At 70.2% G+C, this 16,317-nt stretch carries 9 protein-coding genes; 7 read left to right on the top strand and 2 right to left on the bottom strand.

The features are described 5' to 3' along the window. Window positions 1–178 precede the first annotated feature (178 nt). From ACFQ6N_RS07180 to ACFQ6N_RS07160, 5 genes are all read left to right on the top strand, one after another. Window positions 179–10,930, top strand: coding sequence for a LamG-like jellyroll fold domain-containing protein (locus ACFQ6N_RS07180; RefSeq protein ID WP_380647474.1), 10,752 nt, complete (start codon window positions 179–181; stop codon window positions 10,928–10,930). A 13-nt stretch (window positions 10,931–10,943) separates the two neighbouring features. After that, entirely contained in the window at window positions 10,944–11,501 is a 558-nt protein-coding gene (locus ACFQ6N_RS07175; RefSeq protein ID WP_380647473.1) for an SMI1/KNR4 family protein, read from the top strand. After that, window positions 11,494–12,084, top strand: a complete 591-nt coding sequence (locus ACFQ6N_RS07170; RefSeq protein ID WP_380647472.1) for an SMI1/KNR4 family protein — start codon at window positions 11,494–11,496, stop codon at window positions 12,082–12,084. The genes ACFQ6N_RS07175 and ACFQ6N_RS07170 overlap by 8 nt, the downstream gene beginning before the upstream one ends. Before the next feature lie 861 nt (window positions 12,085–12,945). Beyond that, window positions 12,946–13,461 carry a hypothetical protein gene (locus ACFQ6N_RS07165; RefSeq protein WP_380647470.1) on the top strand — a complete coding sequence of 172 codons (516 nt, stop codon included), beginning with the start codon at window positions 12,946–12,948 and terminating at the stop codon, window positions 13,459–13,461. A 171-nt stretch (window positions 13,462–13,632) separates the two neighbouring features. Continuing rightward, window positions 13,633–14,178 carry an SMI1/KNR4 family protein gene (locus ACFQ6N_RS07160; protein WP_380647469.1) on the top strand — a complete coding sequence of 182 codons (546 nt, stop codon included), beginning with the start codon at window positions 13,633–13,635 and terminating at the stop codon, window positions 14,176–14,178. Between the two features lie 86 nt (window positions 14,179–14,264). On the opposite strand, the gene ACFQ6N_RS07155 is transcribed toward ACFQ6N_RS07160, so the two are convergent. Together ACFQ6N_RS07155 and ACFQ6N_RS07150 are read right to left on the bottom strand one after the other, a co-directional pair. Next, the gene (locus ACFQ6N_RS07155; protein WP_380647468.1) at window positions 14,265–14,543 is read right to left on the bottom strand and encodes a hypothetical protein; all 279 of its coding nucleotides are present in this window, start codon (window positions 14,541–14,543) and stop codon (window positions 14,265–14,267) included. Next, on the bottom strand, window positions 14,540–14,995 hold the full coding sequence (locus ACFQ6N_RS07150) for an ATP-binding protein (protein ID WP_380647467.1): 456 nt from the start codon (window positions 14,993–14,995) through the stop codon (window positions 14,540–14,542). Before ACFQ6N_RS07150 ends, ACFQ6N_RS07155 begins: the two co-directional genes overlap by 4 nt. Window positions 14,996–15,248: 253 nt before the next feature. Here ACFQ6N_RS07150 and ACFQ6N_RS07145 point away from each other — a divergent pair, with 253 nt between their 5' ends. Both ACFQ6N_RS07145 and ACFQ6N_RS07140 read left to right on the top strand, forming a co-directional pair. Continuing rightward, entirely contained in the window at window positions 15,249–16,094 is an 846-nt protein-coding gene (locus ACFQ6N_RS07145; protein WP_380647466.1) for a DUF5753 domain-containing protein, read from the top strand. Then, on the top strand, window positions 16,091–16,309 hold the full coding sequence (locus ACFQ6N_RS07140) for a DUF397 domain-containing protein (RefSeq protein ID WP_380647465.1): 219 nt from the start codon (window positions 16,091–16,093) through the stop codon (window positions 16,307–16,309). Before ACFQ6N_RS07145 ends, ACFQ6N_RS07140 begins: the two co-directional genes overlap by 4 nt. Window positions 16,310–16,317 lie beyond the last annotated feature (8 nt).

Here is a 16,317-nt window from a genome sequence, read left to right as displayed (position 1 = left end):
GGTTCCCTGCGGGGCGTGTTTTTCGGCCCATAGTTCGGTGATCTTGGTCACAAGAAAGCAAATGTCTCTTTATCTGCCTACTGACCATCAGATATATCTGCTGCCGTTTCATTTGTCTTCATTTGACCGTCTGGTGGGTTCCCTCGTGCTGCGCCGTTCCCTGGCAATCCTGCTGGCCATGACCATGGTCGTCCTCGGCACAGTCGAAGGGTCGGCCTTCGCCGAGTCCGTCCTGCGCCAAGCGGCCGACGCCGCGCCCCCCGACCCCGGCCCGCGCCCCAAGCAGCAGCAGGGCAGCGCCGACGGCCGCGGCCACGACGCCACCACCGCCGCCACCAGCGCGAACGACGGCTCCGGCCGCCCCGGCGCGGCCCCCGCCCCCGGCGAACTGCCCGAGGACAAGCCCGCCGCGCCCGCCCAGGACGTCATCCCCCCGCAGAGCACCCAGCTGCCCGCCACCGACGCCAAGCTCGGGGACAAGCCCGCCGACAAGCCCGCCGGAAAGGTCGACCCGGCCAAGAGCTTCGACCCGGCCGCCAGCAAGGAACTCCCCGAGAAGCGCACCGCGCAGCAACGGACCTTCCAGAACGCCGACGGGACCTTCACCACCCGCAGCTACCCCGAGCCCGTCAACTTCCGGCGAGCCGACGGCTCCTGGGCCGCCATCGACACCACCCTGGTCCCGGACGGCACCGCCACCGCCGGGCGCGCCGCCCCCGTCCGGAACGGCTGGACCACCACCTCCTCCGAACAGCAGGTCAAGCTCGGCCTCACCGCCGACGCCGACCCGCTCGTCAAGCTCCAGCTCGCCGACGGCATGTCCGCCGGCTACACCCTCCAGGACGCCGCCCCCGTCCAGGGCACCGCCCAGGGCAGCACCGTCACCTACCCCGAGGCCCGCCCCAAGGCCGACCTGACGATCCTCGCCGGGAACTCCTCCTTCAAGGAGAACCTCGTCCTCAAGGACGCCACCGCGCCCACCGAATGGGTCTTCCCGCTGCGCCTGGAGGGCGTCACCGCCTCCCTCGACGCCGACGGCTCCGTGCACTTCACCGACGCCGCCGGCACCCTGCGCGGCCGCATGCCCGCCGGCTGGATGCAGGACTCCAACTTCTCGCCCAACACCGAGGAAGGCGTCATCACCGGCGGCGTCACCTACGAGCTGGTCCCGCTGCCCGCCGGCGGCCAGGCCCTCAAGGTGAAGCTCGACGAGGCCTGGCTGCACGCCCCCGAGCGCGTCTACCCGGTCAAGGTCGACCCGCAGATCTCCTCCGTGAAGGCCGTGGAGAGCACCTACGCCTACACCAACTACAACCAGGACTTCTCCGGCGACACCGTCCTCAAGACCGGCACCAACGACGGCGGCAAGCACCAGGCCTCGTCGTTCATCAAGTTCACCGGCATCGAGGACTCCCTCAGCAACGCCACCATCCTCAGCGCCCGCCTGGGCCTGTACAACGCCTGGTCCTACAGCTGCACCCCGCGCACCGTCAGCATCCACCAGGTCACCTCCTGGTGGTCGCCCGGCGGCGTGCGCGGCTCCAACGCCCCCTCCACCGGCCCCGCCCTCGCCGCGCCGTCCTTCGCGCACGGCTGGCGCCCCAACGCCAACAGCGCCTGGGCCTGCCCGGAGGCCTGGGAGACCATCGACCTCGGCGCCGACGGCCGCAACCTGGTCAACTCCTGGACCCACCACTGGACCGCGAACTACGGCCTGGCCATCAAGACCGACGTCTGGGACAACTACTCCTGGAAGCAGTTCGGCAGCGCCAACAACGGCGGCGGCCAGCCGTACCTGGACGTCACCTGGTCCCGCTACGGCGCCGACTACGAACTCTGGGGCCTCCAGCAGCCGGTGACCGCCACCCAGGAGGGCATCGTCCGCCTGCGCGTGTGGAACCGCGGCATGGACACCTGGACCCCCACCAACAACTACAAGATGTCCTACCTGCTGTACGACCAGTGGGGCAACAACATCACCAACTACGGCACCAACATCGCCTGGACGGCGATGCCGGGCGACGTCCCCCCGGGCGGCAGCGCCGTGGTCGACGCGCACATCCGCACCCTCCCGCAGGGCGCGTACACCGTCCGCTTCACCATGGACCAGTTCCAGGTCAGCAACTTCTGGGTCGACGCCTACGTAGAGCCGATCAACATCCAGATCTCCTCCGTCAACGTCCCCCCGCACATGACCCGCCTCGCCCCGCCGTCGGGCACGGTCGTCTACCAGCTCCAGCCGACCCTCACCGCCGAAGGCGTCGACCCCGACCGCGCGCCGGTCCCGAACGTGGACTACCGGTTCGAGGTCTGCCGGGTCGTCGGCGGGGACGCGCGCGTGGACTGCCACCAGTCCTCCTGGCACCAGCCGTCGAACTTCGTCGTACCCGCGGGATGGCTGACCTGGAACGAGCAGTACGCCTGGTACGCGGAGGTCGGCGACGGCGCGGACTCCAGCCCGAAGACCCAGGCGTCCTACATCCGCACCGTCCTGCCCCAGCCCAACCAGTTCACCGCCTCGGGCGACGCGGGACGCAGCGTCAACACCTCGGCCGGCAACTACACCACCGCCGCCACCGACGCCGCCCTGCCCGTCGTCGGCCCCGAACTCTCCGTCACCCGCAGCTACAACTCCCTCGACCCGCGCACCGACGGAGCCTTCGGCGCCGGCTGGTCCACCCCCTGGGACATGCGCATCCAGGTCGAGACCAGCAACTGGCTCGCCCTGCCCGGCAACGTGCTGCTCACCGCCGCCAACGGCTCACGCGCCCGCTTCGGCTGGGACCCGGGCAAGAACGCCTACGTGCCCGGCGGCGGCATGGCCGCCGAGCTGCGCAAGACCGACGGCGGCGGCTGGACCCTCACCGACCGCGCCGGCAAGGTCCACACCTTCGGCGCCGACGGCCGCCTCACCCGCGTCACCGACACCGCCGGCCACACCCAGGACCTGGTCTACGCCTCCGGCACCCTCGTCCAGGTCAAGGACACCGCCTCCGGCCGCTCCCTGAACCTCGGCTGGACCGGGAAGCACGTCACCGCCGTGGCCGCCACCGGCTCCACCGGCGGCTGGTCCTACCAGTACGACGGCGACCGCCTCACCAAGGTCTGCCCGCCCGGCGTCGCCCTCGCCGCCCCCACCGGCTGCACCGCCTACGACTACGGCACCGGCTCGCGCTACCGCACCGCCGTGCGCGACGCCGGCCCCTCCGGCTACTGGCGCCTCGGCCAGGCCGACGGCAGCTCCCTCACCAACGACGCCCAGGTCAGCGACCGCTCCCCGGCCGAAGCCCGGGACGTCACCTGGGGCGCCGACGGCGCCCTCGCCGGCAGCGGCAGCCAGGCCGTCACCCTCAACGGCCGCTCCACCTCCTACATCGAACTGCCCAACCGCTCGATCAGCTCGTCCGTGAACCGCAGCGTCGAACTGTGGTTCCGCACCGCCTCGGCCGGCGTCATCCTGAGCATGCAGAACCGCGCCATGGGCGAGGCCCCGTACAACGTCGTCCCGGCCCTGTACGTCGGCACCGACAACAAGCTGCGCGGCAAGTTCAACAGCCCCAATGCCCCGGTGACCTCCACCAAGGACGTCAACGACAACGCCTGGCACCACGTCGTGCTCGCCGGCGCCGGCGACAACACCGCCATGTTCCTCGACGGCGCCCTGGTCGGCACCACCCCCGGCGGCATCGACCACCTCAACATGGACCGCGCCTACCTCGGCGGCGGCTACACCGGCAACTGGGCGGGTAACTGGCCCGCCAGCAACGGCGGCTGGTCCTGGTTCACCGGACAGATCGACGAAGCCGCGGTCTACGACTACCCGCTCACCGAGCAGACCGTCGCCGACCACTACGCCCTGCGCACCGGCAGCGCCCAGCTCACCAAGACCACGCTGCCCTCCGGCCGCACCAGTGCCCAGGTCGCCTACGACGCCACCACCGAACGCGTCACCAAGGTCACCGACGCCGCCGGCGGCGACTGGAAGGTCTCCGAACCCACCTACAGCGGCGGCTCCTTCCTCTACAGCAACGCCGTCAAGGCCTCCGGCCCCGCCGCCTACTGGCGCCTGGGCGAGCGCGACGGCGCCACCGCCGCCAGCGAGGTCGGCAACGGCCTGGCCGGCACCTACGGCGACGGCGTCGCCAAGAAGGCCCCCGGCGTCTTCGCCCCCACCGACGACACCGCCGCCCGCTTCGACGGCTCCGCCAAGTCCCAGATCGAGATCCCGCAGGACGTCCTGCACGCCAAGACCGAACTCGCCGTCGAACTCTGGTTCAACACCACCACCCCCGGCGTCCTGCTCGGCGACCAGAGCCGCGCCATCGACGACCCGGCGGGCGTCGGCGGCACCTGGACCCCGGTGATGTACGTCGGCTCCGACGGCAAACTGCGAAGCCGCTTCTACGGCACCGCCGACACCACCGTCGCCTCCGCGAACGCCGTCACCGACGGCACCTGGCACCATGCCGTGTTCTCCGTCCAGGGCACCGTCCAGACCGTCTACCTCGACGGCCAGGTCGTCGGCGTCCAGAACGGCAGCGTCGACCACCAGCAGAACGCCCACACCTACATCGGCGCCGGCATCGCCCGCTTCTGGCCCGGCGCCCCCGGCAACGACATCAGCCACTTCACCGGCACCATCGACGAAGTCGCCGTCTACCAGCACCCGCTCGGCGCCGCCGACGTCGTCGCCCACTACCGCGCCCGCAGCGCCCAGGTCGGCGGCCAGGGCACCGGCTACCGCGGCTCCGTCGTCGCCGACTCGCCCGGCGGCTACTGGCGCCTGGACGAGACCGGCGGCACCACCGCCGCCAGCGAGGTCGCCGCGATCAAGGGCAACGGCACCTACGGCTCCGCCGTCAAGCCCGGCACCACCGGCGTGTTCGGCCCCGGCGACAACCGCGCCGCCGAGTTCAACGGCACCAACACCTCCGCCATCGAACTGCCCGCCCAGATCGTGCGCGGACAGACCGAGCTCGCCGCCGAGCTCTGGTTCCGCACCGGCGGCGCCGGCATCCTCCTCAACCAGGCCAACAACACCAGCGGCAACACCGTGCCCGACCTGTACGTCGGCTCGGACGGCAAGCTGCGCGGCCTGTTCTACGGCATCAACGGAAGTCCGATCACCACCGCCAACGCCGTCACCGACGGCTCCTGGCACCACGTGGTGCTCAGCGCCTCCCAGGGCAGCCAGTCCCTCTACCTGGACGGCGTCCTGGTCGGCACCGGCGCCGGCGGCGTCAACCACCTCGACATGGACCGGCTCACCCTCGGCGGCGGCTACGTCGGCAACTGGCCCGCCGGCAACGGCGGCTGGTCCTGGCTGACCGGCCAGATCGACGAAGTCGCGATCTACCAGCACCCGTTGAGCGCCGAACGCGTCGCCGCCCACTACCAGGCGCGGTCCGCGTCCTCGGCCACCGAACTCGCCGCCCGCGTCACCCTCACCGACCCGGCCGGCAACACCAGCACCGACATCCACGACGCCACCCGCGGCAACCGCCTCATCTCCCGCACCGACGAAGCCGGCAACACCACCAGCTACACCTACGACACCGGCGGCTTCGTCCACACCGTCACCGACCCCAACGGCCACTCCACCGTCAGCGGCCAGGACGCCCGCGGCAACACCGTCTCCCTGACCACCTGCCGCGACACCAACTCCTGCTGGACCTCCTACACCAGCTACTTCCTCAACAAGGACAACCCGCGCGACCCGCGCAACGACAAGCCCGCCGAGACCCGCGACGCCCGCTCCGCCGGGCCCGGCGACACCACCTACCGCACCACCGTCGCCTACAACGCCCTCGGCCTGCCCGAATCCACCACCCGCCCCGACGGCCGCACCACCCGCACCAGCTACACCACCGGCACCGAACCCGCCTACAGCGGCGGCACCACCCCCGCCGGCCTGCTCGCCAGCGAGACCACCGCCGGCGGCGCCGTCACCACCTACGCCTACTACTCCAGCGGCGACCTGGCCCGCACCACCGCGCCCAGCGGACTCACCCTCACCCACGGCTACAACGCGGCCGGCCGCAAGACCTGGACCACCGAGACCTCCGACGCCCAGCCCGCCGGCGTCACCACCACCTACGAATACGACGAACTCGGCCGCCAGAGCGCCCAGACCGGCCCGAAGGTCACCGACGCCGTCACCGGCGACACCCACCAGACCAGGACCACCGTCACCTTCGACCCGGACGGCCGCCCCACCGGATCCACCACCGCCGACACCGCCGGAGCCGACGGCACCCGCACCGCCTCCACCACCTACGACACCGCCGGGCGGGTGCAGAGCGACACCGACGCGATGGGCGGCGTCACCCGCTACGAGTACGACGCGCTCAGCCGCCGCACCTCCGTCACCGACGCGCTCGGCCAGGTCACCACCTTCACCTACACCCCGCGCAGCCAGCCCGCGACCACCGTCGTCAAGGGCTGGAACGGCGACGGCAAGGGCGTGCGCGACCTGACCGTCGAATCCCGCGCCTACGACCCGGCCGGCCGCCTGGCCTCCCGCACCGACGCGATGGGCGCCGTCACCGGCTACACCTACTTCGACGACGGCCTGCCCGCCACCGCCACCGCCCAGGACGTCACCCAGGCCGACGGCACCACCCACCCGATCGTCCTGGAAGCCGACGAGTACGACGGCGCCGGACACCTGACCAAGCAGACCACCGGCGGCGGACGCACCACCACCACGCGCACCGTCGACCCCTCCGGACGCGTCACCCAGACCGTCCTCGACCCGGCCGGCCTCAACCGCGTCAGCACCGTCGGCTACGACGCCGACGACCGCGTCACCACCAGCACCCTCAAGATCAGCGACACCGAGAACAGCGTCCAGACCCTCACCTACGACACCGCCGGCCGCCTGACCCGCAGCCAGCTCGCCTCCTCCGCCGGCGGCCAGGTCGCCGTCAGCACCTTCGGCTACGACCAGCGCGGCCTGGTCACCGCCACCACCTCGCCCAACGGCAACGCCCCCGGCGCCGACCCGGCCGCCTACACCGTGACCTTCCAGTACGACGTCCTCGGCCGCCAGACCTCCACCACCGCGCCGCCCGTCGCCGCCGAGAGCGCGGGAGCGCCCGCCACCACCGTCCGCCCGACCACCACCACCGGCTACAACGCCTTCGGCGATGCCGTCTCCACCAAGGACCCGCTCGGCCAGGTCGCCAGGACCACCGTCGACGCGCTCGGCCGCATCACCGAGGCCCGCCTGCCCTCCTACACCCCGCCCGGCGCCACCACCGCGCTCAACCCCGTCAGCCGCATCGAGTACGACAAGCTCTCCCGGGTCACCGCCACCACCGACCCGGCCGGACGCCGCACCACCTTCGGCTACGACCGCATGAGCCACCAGAACCAGCGCGTCGACCCCAACTCCCCGGGCGGCCTCCAGCCCCCCGTGGACGACAGCCCGCCCACCTGGGCCGCCACCTGGACCCCCAACGGCCTCCAGCTCTCCGGCACCGACCCGCTCGGCGCCCGCAGCGAAGCCACCTACGACCAGCTCGGCCGCACCCTCACCGCGACCGTCGTCGAACGCCAGCCCACCCTCCAGAACCTCACCAGCAAGTCCACCTGGGACGACGCCGGCAACCTCACCGCCCTCACCACCCCGGCCGGCAACACCAGCAAGGCCACCTTCAACACCGCCGGCCAGATCGTCACCAGCACCGACCCCGTCGGACGCGTCAGCAAGGCCGAGTACGACGGCCTCGGCCGCACCGTGCGCGCCACCGCCCCCCTCGGCGAATCCACGCGCACCCGCTACGACGCCCTCGGCAACACCGCCGCCACCGACAACCTCGACCCGGCCGGCACCGTCCTGCGCACCACCACCGCCACCTACGACCTGGAAGGGCAGGTCCTCACCAGCACCAGCCCGGCCACCGGCGCCGTCACCAGCACCGCCTACGACGTGCTCGGCCGCCCGGTCAAGCTCACCGAACCGGTCGCCGCCGGACAGAGCATCACCACCACCTTCGGCTACGACGCCACCGGCAACCGCACCCGCCTGACCGACGGCAAGGGCAACACCACCGTCTACACCTTCAACACCTGGGGCCTGCCCGAATCCACCGTCGAGCCCGCCACCACCGCCCACCCCGACGCCGCCGACCGCACCTGGACCACCGCCTACGACACGGCCGCCCAGGCCGTCCGCAGCACCGAACCCGGCGGCGTCGTACGCACCAGCAGCTACGACCCGCTCGGCCGCCTCGTCCGCGAGAGCGGCACCGGCGCCGAAGCCGGCACCACCGACCGCGAACTGGCCTACGACAAGGCCGGCCACCTGATCCGGCACAACTCCTCGGCCCTGAACGGCCAGCAGTACGCGTACAACGACCGCGGCCTGCCCGTCGCGGCCGGCGCCGACCTCACGGCCGCCGCCCAGACCTGGGAGTACGACGCCGACGGGCGCGTCACCCGGCGCCGGGACAAGGACACCGGCCTGACCGTGTTCGGCTACAAGGCCGACGGCCAGCTCGACTGGATCAACAACCCCAAGCTCAACATGAAGAACTGGTACGGCTACGACGGCGACGGCCGCCCCAGCAGGCAGTGGTACATCCAGGCCGACCCCGTCGACACCAGCAAGGACAAGTCCGTCTCCGAGCGGCGCCTGGGCTACGACGGCCTCGGCCGCGTCAGTAGTGACCAGGTGCTCTCCGGGAACCCGGCCGCCGCCGTGATCTCCGGCACCGCCTACGAGTACGACCTCGACAACCGCCTCACCCGCAAGACCGTCAGCGGCGCCGCCACCGACCCCGTCAAGGACAACCGCTACGGCTACGACCAGGCCGACCGCCTCACCTCCTGGACCGTCGACGGCACCACCACCCCCTACACCTGGGACGCCGCCGGGAACCGCACCGGCAACGGCACCGCCACCGCCACCTACGACGAGCGCAACCGCCTCGTGTCCGACGGCACCAGCACCTACCGCTACACCGCGCGCGGCACCACGGCCGCCGTCACCACCGGCACCACGCAGGACACCCTCGCCTTCGACGCCTTCGGCCGCCTGATCACCGAAGGCACCACCACCTACACCTACGACGGCCTCGACCGCGTCACCAGCCGCAACGCCGCCCGCTTCACCTACGACGGCGGCTCCGACGACCTCACCAACGACGGCACCTGGGCCTACGCCCGCGACGGCGCCGGCAACCTCCTCGGCGCCACCAACACCACCAGCAGCGTGCGCCTGCGCACCGACCAGCACACCGACGTCACCGCCACCCTCGACAACAACGGCACCACCGTCACCGGCACCACCACCTACGACCCCTTCGGCAAGCCCACCGCCACCAGCGGCACCGGGACCAGCCTCGGCTACCAGAGCGGCTGGACCGACCCCGCCACCGGCGACGTCAACATGGCCGCCCGCTGGTACCGCCCCGGCACCGGAGGCTTCACCAGCCGCGACAGCTGGCAGCTCAACCCCAGCTCCTCCGCCCAGGCCAACCGCTACGCCTACGCCAACGGCAGCCCCCTGAACGGCATCGACCCCACGGGGCACGAAAAGGTCGCACAGGCGGGTGGCGGCGGTGGCGGCGGAGGCGTCGGCCCCGGCAGCGCAGGAGGCGGCCGATCCACCACGGTCATCGAGCGTCCCGCAGGGCCCAACAGGAGCGGCGTCGACCTCGAACGCGGCACGGCCCGCATCCAGGCCGGCCAGGGCTCACAGTCCCGGACGGAGACGGCCCCGGCCCCGGGCAAGCCCAAGATCTCCCAGTCGTACGCCAACCAGGTCAACTCCTACACCGGCAACGCCCCGACCATGAACCGCTACACCGACGCCTACACCAACCCGGTGGGCTACGTCGGGTACTACAGCGCTTCGGCGGACGGCACCTACGACCGCAGCGAGTACTACCAGATCCAGTCGGAGGTCCGGCACCGATCGCGGCCCACCCCCAACGACTCCTCCCCCTACTCCACCGAGAGCCCGACCGGCCGGCCCGCCGCCGAGGACCCGAGGCCCAGCGGACGGGGAGGCCACTCCTCGTCGGGCGGCGGTTGCAACACCTGCCGCCGGCCCGTGTCACCCGTGCGCCCCGCGGTCTTCCGCCCGGCACCGCCCAAGCCCCTGTTCGACAAGACCAAGCCCGCCGTCGAGCGCCCCGCGCCCCAGCTCGACTGGACCCCGCCGGACCCCCACCAGTCCCTCAACGTCATTGCCGCGTCCTACAGCTCCGCCAGCCTCTCGGCGATGCTGACGGTCCAGCAGAACGTCACCCCGACCGTCGTCGCTGCCGCCTCCGGCCCCCAGCCAGCCATCATCCCCAACAACCCGTCGGTCACCAGGAACAACAATCCGGACAGCTGCCTGAACCACCGCCCGGCGGGCTCCGACACCGACGACGTCAGGCCCGGCGGCGGAACCGGATGGATCATGTACGGCGCCATGGAAGACGTCACCGGAAGCCCCGGCGTGAAGCGCCCGACCATGGCTGAAGCGTGCCTCGTGGGCAAGCCGAACCGGAAGAGGGGAACGGGTGCACAAGGAGACATCACCGGATGGACAGAAGCCGAGACGACCGTGAAGAACGAGGGATGGAGTCTCGGTAAGAGAACTCCGCTTGCCCGATGCCACCTCATCGCGCGGGAGGTCGGGGGCCGGGGCGTGGCTCGAAACCTCGCTCCCTGCTTCCAGGTCGGCGTGAATACGACCAAGGGCGCGATGCGGGGATTCGAGGTGGACGTTGTCGACGCAGCCCTGCTGGACAAGCAGATCGTCAACTACACGGTCAGTCCCTACTACAGCTCACCGTCGAGCAAGATCCCGAAGGGGTTCTACATGATCGCCATCGGCCAGTATGCGGACGGGCGCCGGGGCACTTGGGACATCAGGTATGTGCCGAACGAAAAGCAGGGGCCCAACGGCAATATGGTTCAGCTCGGTGACTAGGAAGGTCTCGGAGATGTCAGGTTCGATCAGCCGTCTTGGGGAGATCATGGGCGACCCCGGCCGTCCTCCCCTTGACGTTCCGTGGAGCGGAGCAGTCGAGCGGTTCGGTGTCGGGCTTCCGTCCGACTACCGCGAACTCGTCGATCGGTACGGTCCTGTTCGGTTCTTCGGCGACCTCGTCGTGGTGACTCCTTCGTTCGACCCCGGCGAGCCGAGTGGGCAGCGCTTCGACGACATGCACAGCTTCAACCAGGACCTGGGCGAGATGCTCGAACAGTGGTACACGTGGTACCCCGAGGTCGGGCGCCCCTACGAGCCGTTCCCGACCCCGGGAGGCCTGCTCGGCTGGGGCAACAACACCTCGGCGGACTACTTCTGCTGGCACATGGCCGGACCGGACCCCGACCGGTGGCCGGTCGTGGTCTGGCACTACGGCGGAGACGAGATGAGCCGGTTCGACGGCGGCATGGCCGAATTCCTCGCAGCGGTCCTGGACGGGGACTTCCCCGACGCGGAGGAACTGATCGACCAAACGCTCAACCCGGAACTCTGGCAGTCCACCCTTGACTGAACGGATCGACAGGCTGCTGGACCTCATGCCCCCGTCCGAAGGGGGCGGTGAGTCCGGCGACTGGGCGGCCGCCGGGTCGGCGTGGGGCTTCCGGTTCCCGCGCGACTACACCGAGTTCATCACCCGGTACGGGCAAGGAGGGATCGAGGACTGCGTCTCGGTGCTCGCCCCCGACGAGCTGATGCCGGCGGACGCGCCGCAGCCCGGCATGCGCGATATGACGGAGGAGGCGCGCCGGCTGTTCGAGGAGGACGGCGAGCCGACCGAGTCGGTGCGCTCCGCCGAGCAGATCGTCGCCTGGGGAGGCTCCTCCACCGCCGACACCCTGTGCTGGCTGACGGTCGGCGACGACCCCGACGCCTGGCCGGTCCTGGTCCTCGGCTGCAACGGCGGCGCGCCCCTGGTCTACGACATGGGGATGGCCGAGTTCCTCCACGGGATGCTCACGGCGGGGATCGACCCGTGTCCCATCGGCATCACCGATGCCTGGGGCTGCGAGTCTCCCCGGTTCGTCCACTGGCGGCTGGAGCGGCAGAGGTCGCGCGACAGGCTCGACCCGCTCACCGGCGGGCCCAGGAGCTGAAGCGGCACCTTGTCCGGGCGGCTGACACCCATCCGCCGGACAAGGGGCCACCCCCGCTGCGCCGAGTCAGGGCGAGGATGGGAGGTAGTCGGCCGGGTGTGGATTCCGAACGCTCGTGAGCGATTGAAGGCCGGAAATGGAAAGTGCGGTGGCGACCCTTGCGGGTCTCCTTGATGTTCCGAATGTCGACGCCGGCCACAGAATTCCCTGGTGGGATTCGGCACAGGAGAGCGGAGTCGTATTTCCGGCCGACTACAGGGGGTTGATCGGAGTATTCGGTCGCGGTGCCGTCGGTGGTGAGTTGTGGATCCATTCGCCGCTGGCTCCCGGTGCGACCGGGTGGGCTCCTGGTGGCTTCGTTCGCGTGGTCGCGCGAACGAAGCTGGATACCGGTCCGGCGTTCAACGAGATGCGGTCGAAGTATCCGGGTAATTTTCCCTATCCGATGTTCCCGGATCCTGGTGGACTGCTGGAGTGGGGCGCGAACCACAACGGGGACCGATGCTTCTGGCTGACAGGGAATCCAAATCCTGACCGGTGGCCCGTGGTCGTCTGGTACCGGGGCCGGACAGCTGCTCGCGCCTGGGCGCGAACGGACACAGGGATGGCCGAATTCCTTCTCCGAGAGGTGTCGGATCCGATGTCCGAACTGCTTGCATCCGCAGACGGAAGGGACTGGGTTCCCGATCCGAGATAGGGCTGGAGCGCAGAGGCGCTGGATGCGTGCACGGGACAGGGGCTGGCGAAGCTGCTGCGGTCATGTCCAGTGACTACTGTCCCCGCTGTGTCAGGCGCAGGTGCTCCAGGGCAGGGCACAGGCCGGTCCATAACGCGGTACGGGAACGATGAGGTTGGTACGAGGTGCATGAGTGGATCGAAAGGCTTGTGGCGGCGAGGGCCAATGACCACCGGTTGGACCCTGAGTCCCGCCTGGCGTCGCCTCCAGGGCTGCGGTCACCGGTCGACGCGAGCCGGATCCCGGAGCTTGAGGAGTGGATGCGGCAACCGATCGAGCCGGGCTACCGAGAATTCCTGGAGTTCTCCGACGGAATGGACAACTTCAGTTCCGGAATGCCCCTCCTGGGGTGGCGGGACTGGCCGTCCGGGGACACCCTCTCGCGGGCGCTCCACTTCCTAGACATCGTCACCAGCATCGACGTCCACATCGACGAGGGGCTCACGGAGGACACCGTGTTGGCACCGCTCTCGGTGAACGGCGACGGCACGGTGGGGATCTTCATGGTGTGGGACGACGAGTCGCCGGAGAAGCGGTACTTCTGGGTCGGGAACGGTGATGCCGCATTCTTCTCGACGCTGTCCGAGGTCTTCGACGTCGCTTCGGGCGTCCGGTCGTGGAGCGACTTCTCGACCGAATGAGAGGGCTCGCCCTGCCTCCGCTGCGCCGGGAGTAGAGCGAGGGTGGGGAGGCGGTCGGCTATGGGAAGGGCGATCAGTCGCAGGCATGCGAAGGCCGAGGCCGTTCCGAACTCGCTCTGTGGCTCCGAAACCGATACCTGGCACAACTCCAGGCTCCAGCGAGAGAGAGCAATGGCACGCGAATTCGACATCGACAGGTTGCTGGACCTCATGCCCCCGTCCGAAGGGGGCGGTGAGTCCGGCGACTGGGCGGCCGCCGGGTCGGCGTGGGGCTTTAGGTTCCCGCGCGACTACGCCGAGTTCGTCGCGCGGTACGGGCAGGGGGAGATCGACCGTTCCCTCACCGTGTTCGCCCCCGACGAGCTGATGCCGGCGGGCGCGCCGCAGCCCGGCATGCGCGGCATGACGGAGGAGGCGCGTTGGCTGTTCGAGGAGGACGGCGAGCCGACCGAGGCGGTGCGCTCCGCCGAGCAGATCGTCGCCTGGGGCGGCTCCTGCACCGCCGACACCCTCGGCTGGCTGACGGTCGGCGACGACCCCGACGCCTGGCCGGTCCTCGTCCTCGGCCGCAACGGCGGCGCGCCCCTGGTCTACGACATGGGGATGGCCGAGTTCCTGCACGGGCTGCTCTCGGGCGGGATCAGTCCGAGTCCGGTCGGCGCCGTCGTCACCTGGGGCGAGCAGCCGCCCCGCTTCGTCCACTGGCGGGCCGAGTAGCAGCGGGCCCGCACCCTGCACCCCGCACCCCGCACCCCGGACTCCCCGTCTCCGCCTGGCCTTCGCGCCGGGCGGGGGCGGGGAGTTCAGTGTTGGTGGGTGGTGATGGTGATCGGGTGGGCGGTCCAGTCGGTCATGCCGCCGACGTAGAGGGTGGTGCTCCAACTGCCGCCCCGGGCGAGGCAGCGGGCGACGCCCTGGCCGCCGCCGGGGCCGATGCAGATCCGGATGAAGTCCCGGTGGGCCTCGCGGATCGGGAGGTCGCGGACGTGCTCCCACAGGACGGGCAGCGCCACGTCGAGGCCGGGGAAGAGGGTGGGCGCCATGACGCCGGTGATCTCGGCCAGGACGGGGGTGGCGGTCACGCGGCGTCCTCCTCGGGGGTGATGTGGCACCAGACGAACTTGCCGATCCCGCCGGCGCGCGGGGAGCAGCCCCAGCTCCGGGCCAGCGCGTCGACCAGGAGCAGCCCCCGGCCGCTGTCGGCGGAGACGGGAGCGGGGGTGTCGCGCAGCACGGGCTTCTCGCTGTCGGCGTCGTGCACCTCGATGCGGAGCGTGCCGTCCGGGGTGAGGCGGAAGTGGACGCCGATCAGCCGGTCGCGCGGGACGCGGGTGTGCCGGACGGCGTTGGTGACCAGCTCGCTGACAAGCAACTGGCCCGTCGGGAGGAGGAGTTCGCCGACGGGGAAGGGGGCGAGGAAGTCCCGGAGCCGCCGCCGGGCGACACCGGGCGAGGTCCGGCGCCGGGGCAGCTGCCAGGCCTTCGCGCTGGGGGCGGGGGAGGGCGAGGGGGAGGGGGAGTCGGTTTCAGGCATGGCGGAGCCACCTCCGGGGTGTGCGGGGTGAAGACGGCTGAAGCAGGCATGGGAATGCCCGGTGGCGAGCCCGCCATGATCACTTTAAGTGGAGTGGCGAACTACGGTGAGTAGCATGCTCCTGGAAGCTTCTATGTTGCAAGTCTTCACTTTGGAAGCCGGGCAAGATTGTTGCCGAAGGTGGGGTGGGGGCAGACTGGCAGATCACAGGAGAGGGGAGATCGCGGCTGTGCCTACGAACAGGAATCCGACAGTGCGTCAGCGCCGTTTGGCTCGGACGCTCAAGGAGCTGCGGACCGGGGCGAACCAGACGATGGCCCAGTCGGCGCGGCATCTGGCATGCGCTGAGAGCAAGATCAGCCGCATCGAGGCCGCTCAGTCCGGGATTCGGCTGGTGGACCTCAGGCTGTTGCTCGACTTGTACGGAGTGACGGACCCGGAGGTCAGAGGCCGTTTGGAGGTCCTGTCACGCGAGGGTCGTCTTCGTGGGTGGTGGGACCGCTACTCGGACACCCTGTCGCCGCACTATGCCGACTACATTGCGCTGGAGTCCGATGCGTCGGACATGTACAGCATCCAAACTCTCCTGGTGCCAGGGATCCTGCAGACCGAGGACTACACCAGAGCGGTTGTGAGGGCGCAGATAGAGGATGCGACGCCCGACCAGATCGAGACCCTGACGAAGGTTCGCCAGGAGCGTCGCTCAGTCCTCACGAGGGACCTGCCGTTGCGGGTTTGGGCCGTGATCTCCGAGTCTGCGCTGAGGCATCAGGTCGGTGGCTCGGCGGTCATGCGTGAGCAACTTCGCTCCCTGGTGGCCTCTGCCGAGCGTCCCAGCATCAATGTCCAGATTCTTCCTGAGGCATCGGAGGTTCACGCGGCGCTCTTCGGGCCGGTCACGATCCTCGGCTTTCCGGAGACCTCTGAGACGGATGTGGTGTACGTCGACAGCCTTCTCAGCACTCTGTACCTTGAGGAGCCGGACGAAGTCTTCAAGTACACCAATCTGTTCCGCCGTGCGCTGGCGGAGTCGCTTCCCCACAGTGAATCGATCGCGCTCATCGAGCGCATCGCGAGTGAGAAGGTCCAGGGATTGTGAGCGAGTTCTCGCCGTATGGCACCGAAGGGCTCGAGTGGCGGAAGTCCTCGTTCTCTGGCGCGCAGAGCGAATGTGTGGAGATGGCCAGCGGTGTGACCGGTGTTGTGCCGGTGCGGGACTCGAAGGACCCGGACGGGCCCGCCCTCCGGTTCACCGCTGAGGCTTGGGCGGCCTTCGTCGGTGGCGTGAAGGCTGGCGAGCTCGCGGGCGGGTAGAACAGGTC

Origin of the sequence: Kitasatospora sp. NPDC056446, assembly GCF_042796115.1 — a bacterium.
GTDB lineage: Bacteria > Actinomycetota > Actinomycetes > Streptomycetales > Streptomycetaceae > Kitasatospora.
Note: the sequence above shows the minus strand (reverse complement) of the source record. Positions and strands in the feature narration are given on the sequence as shown.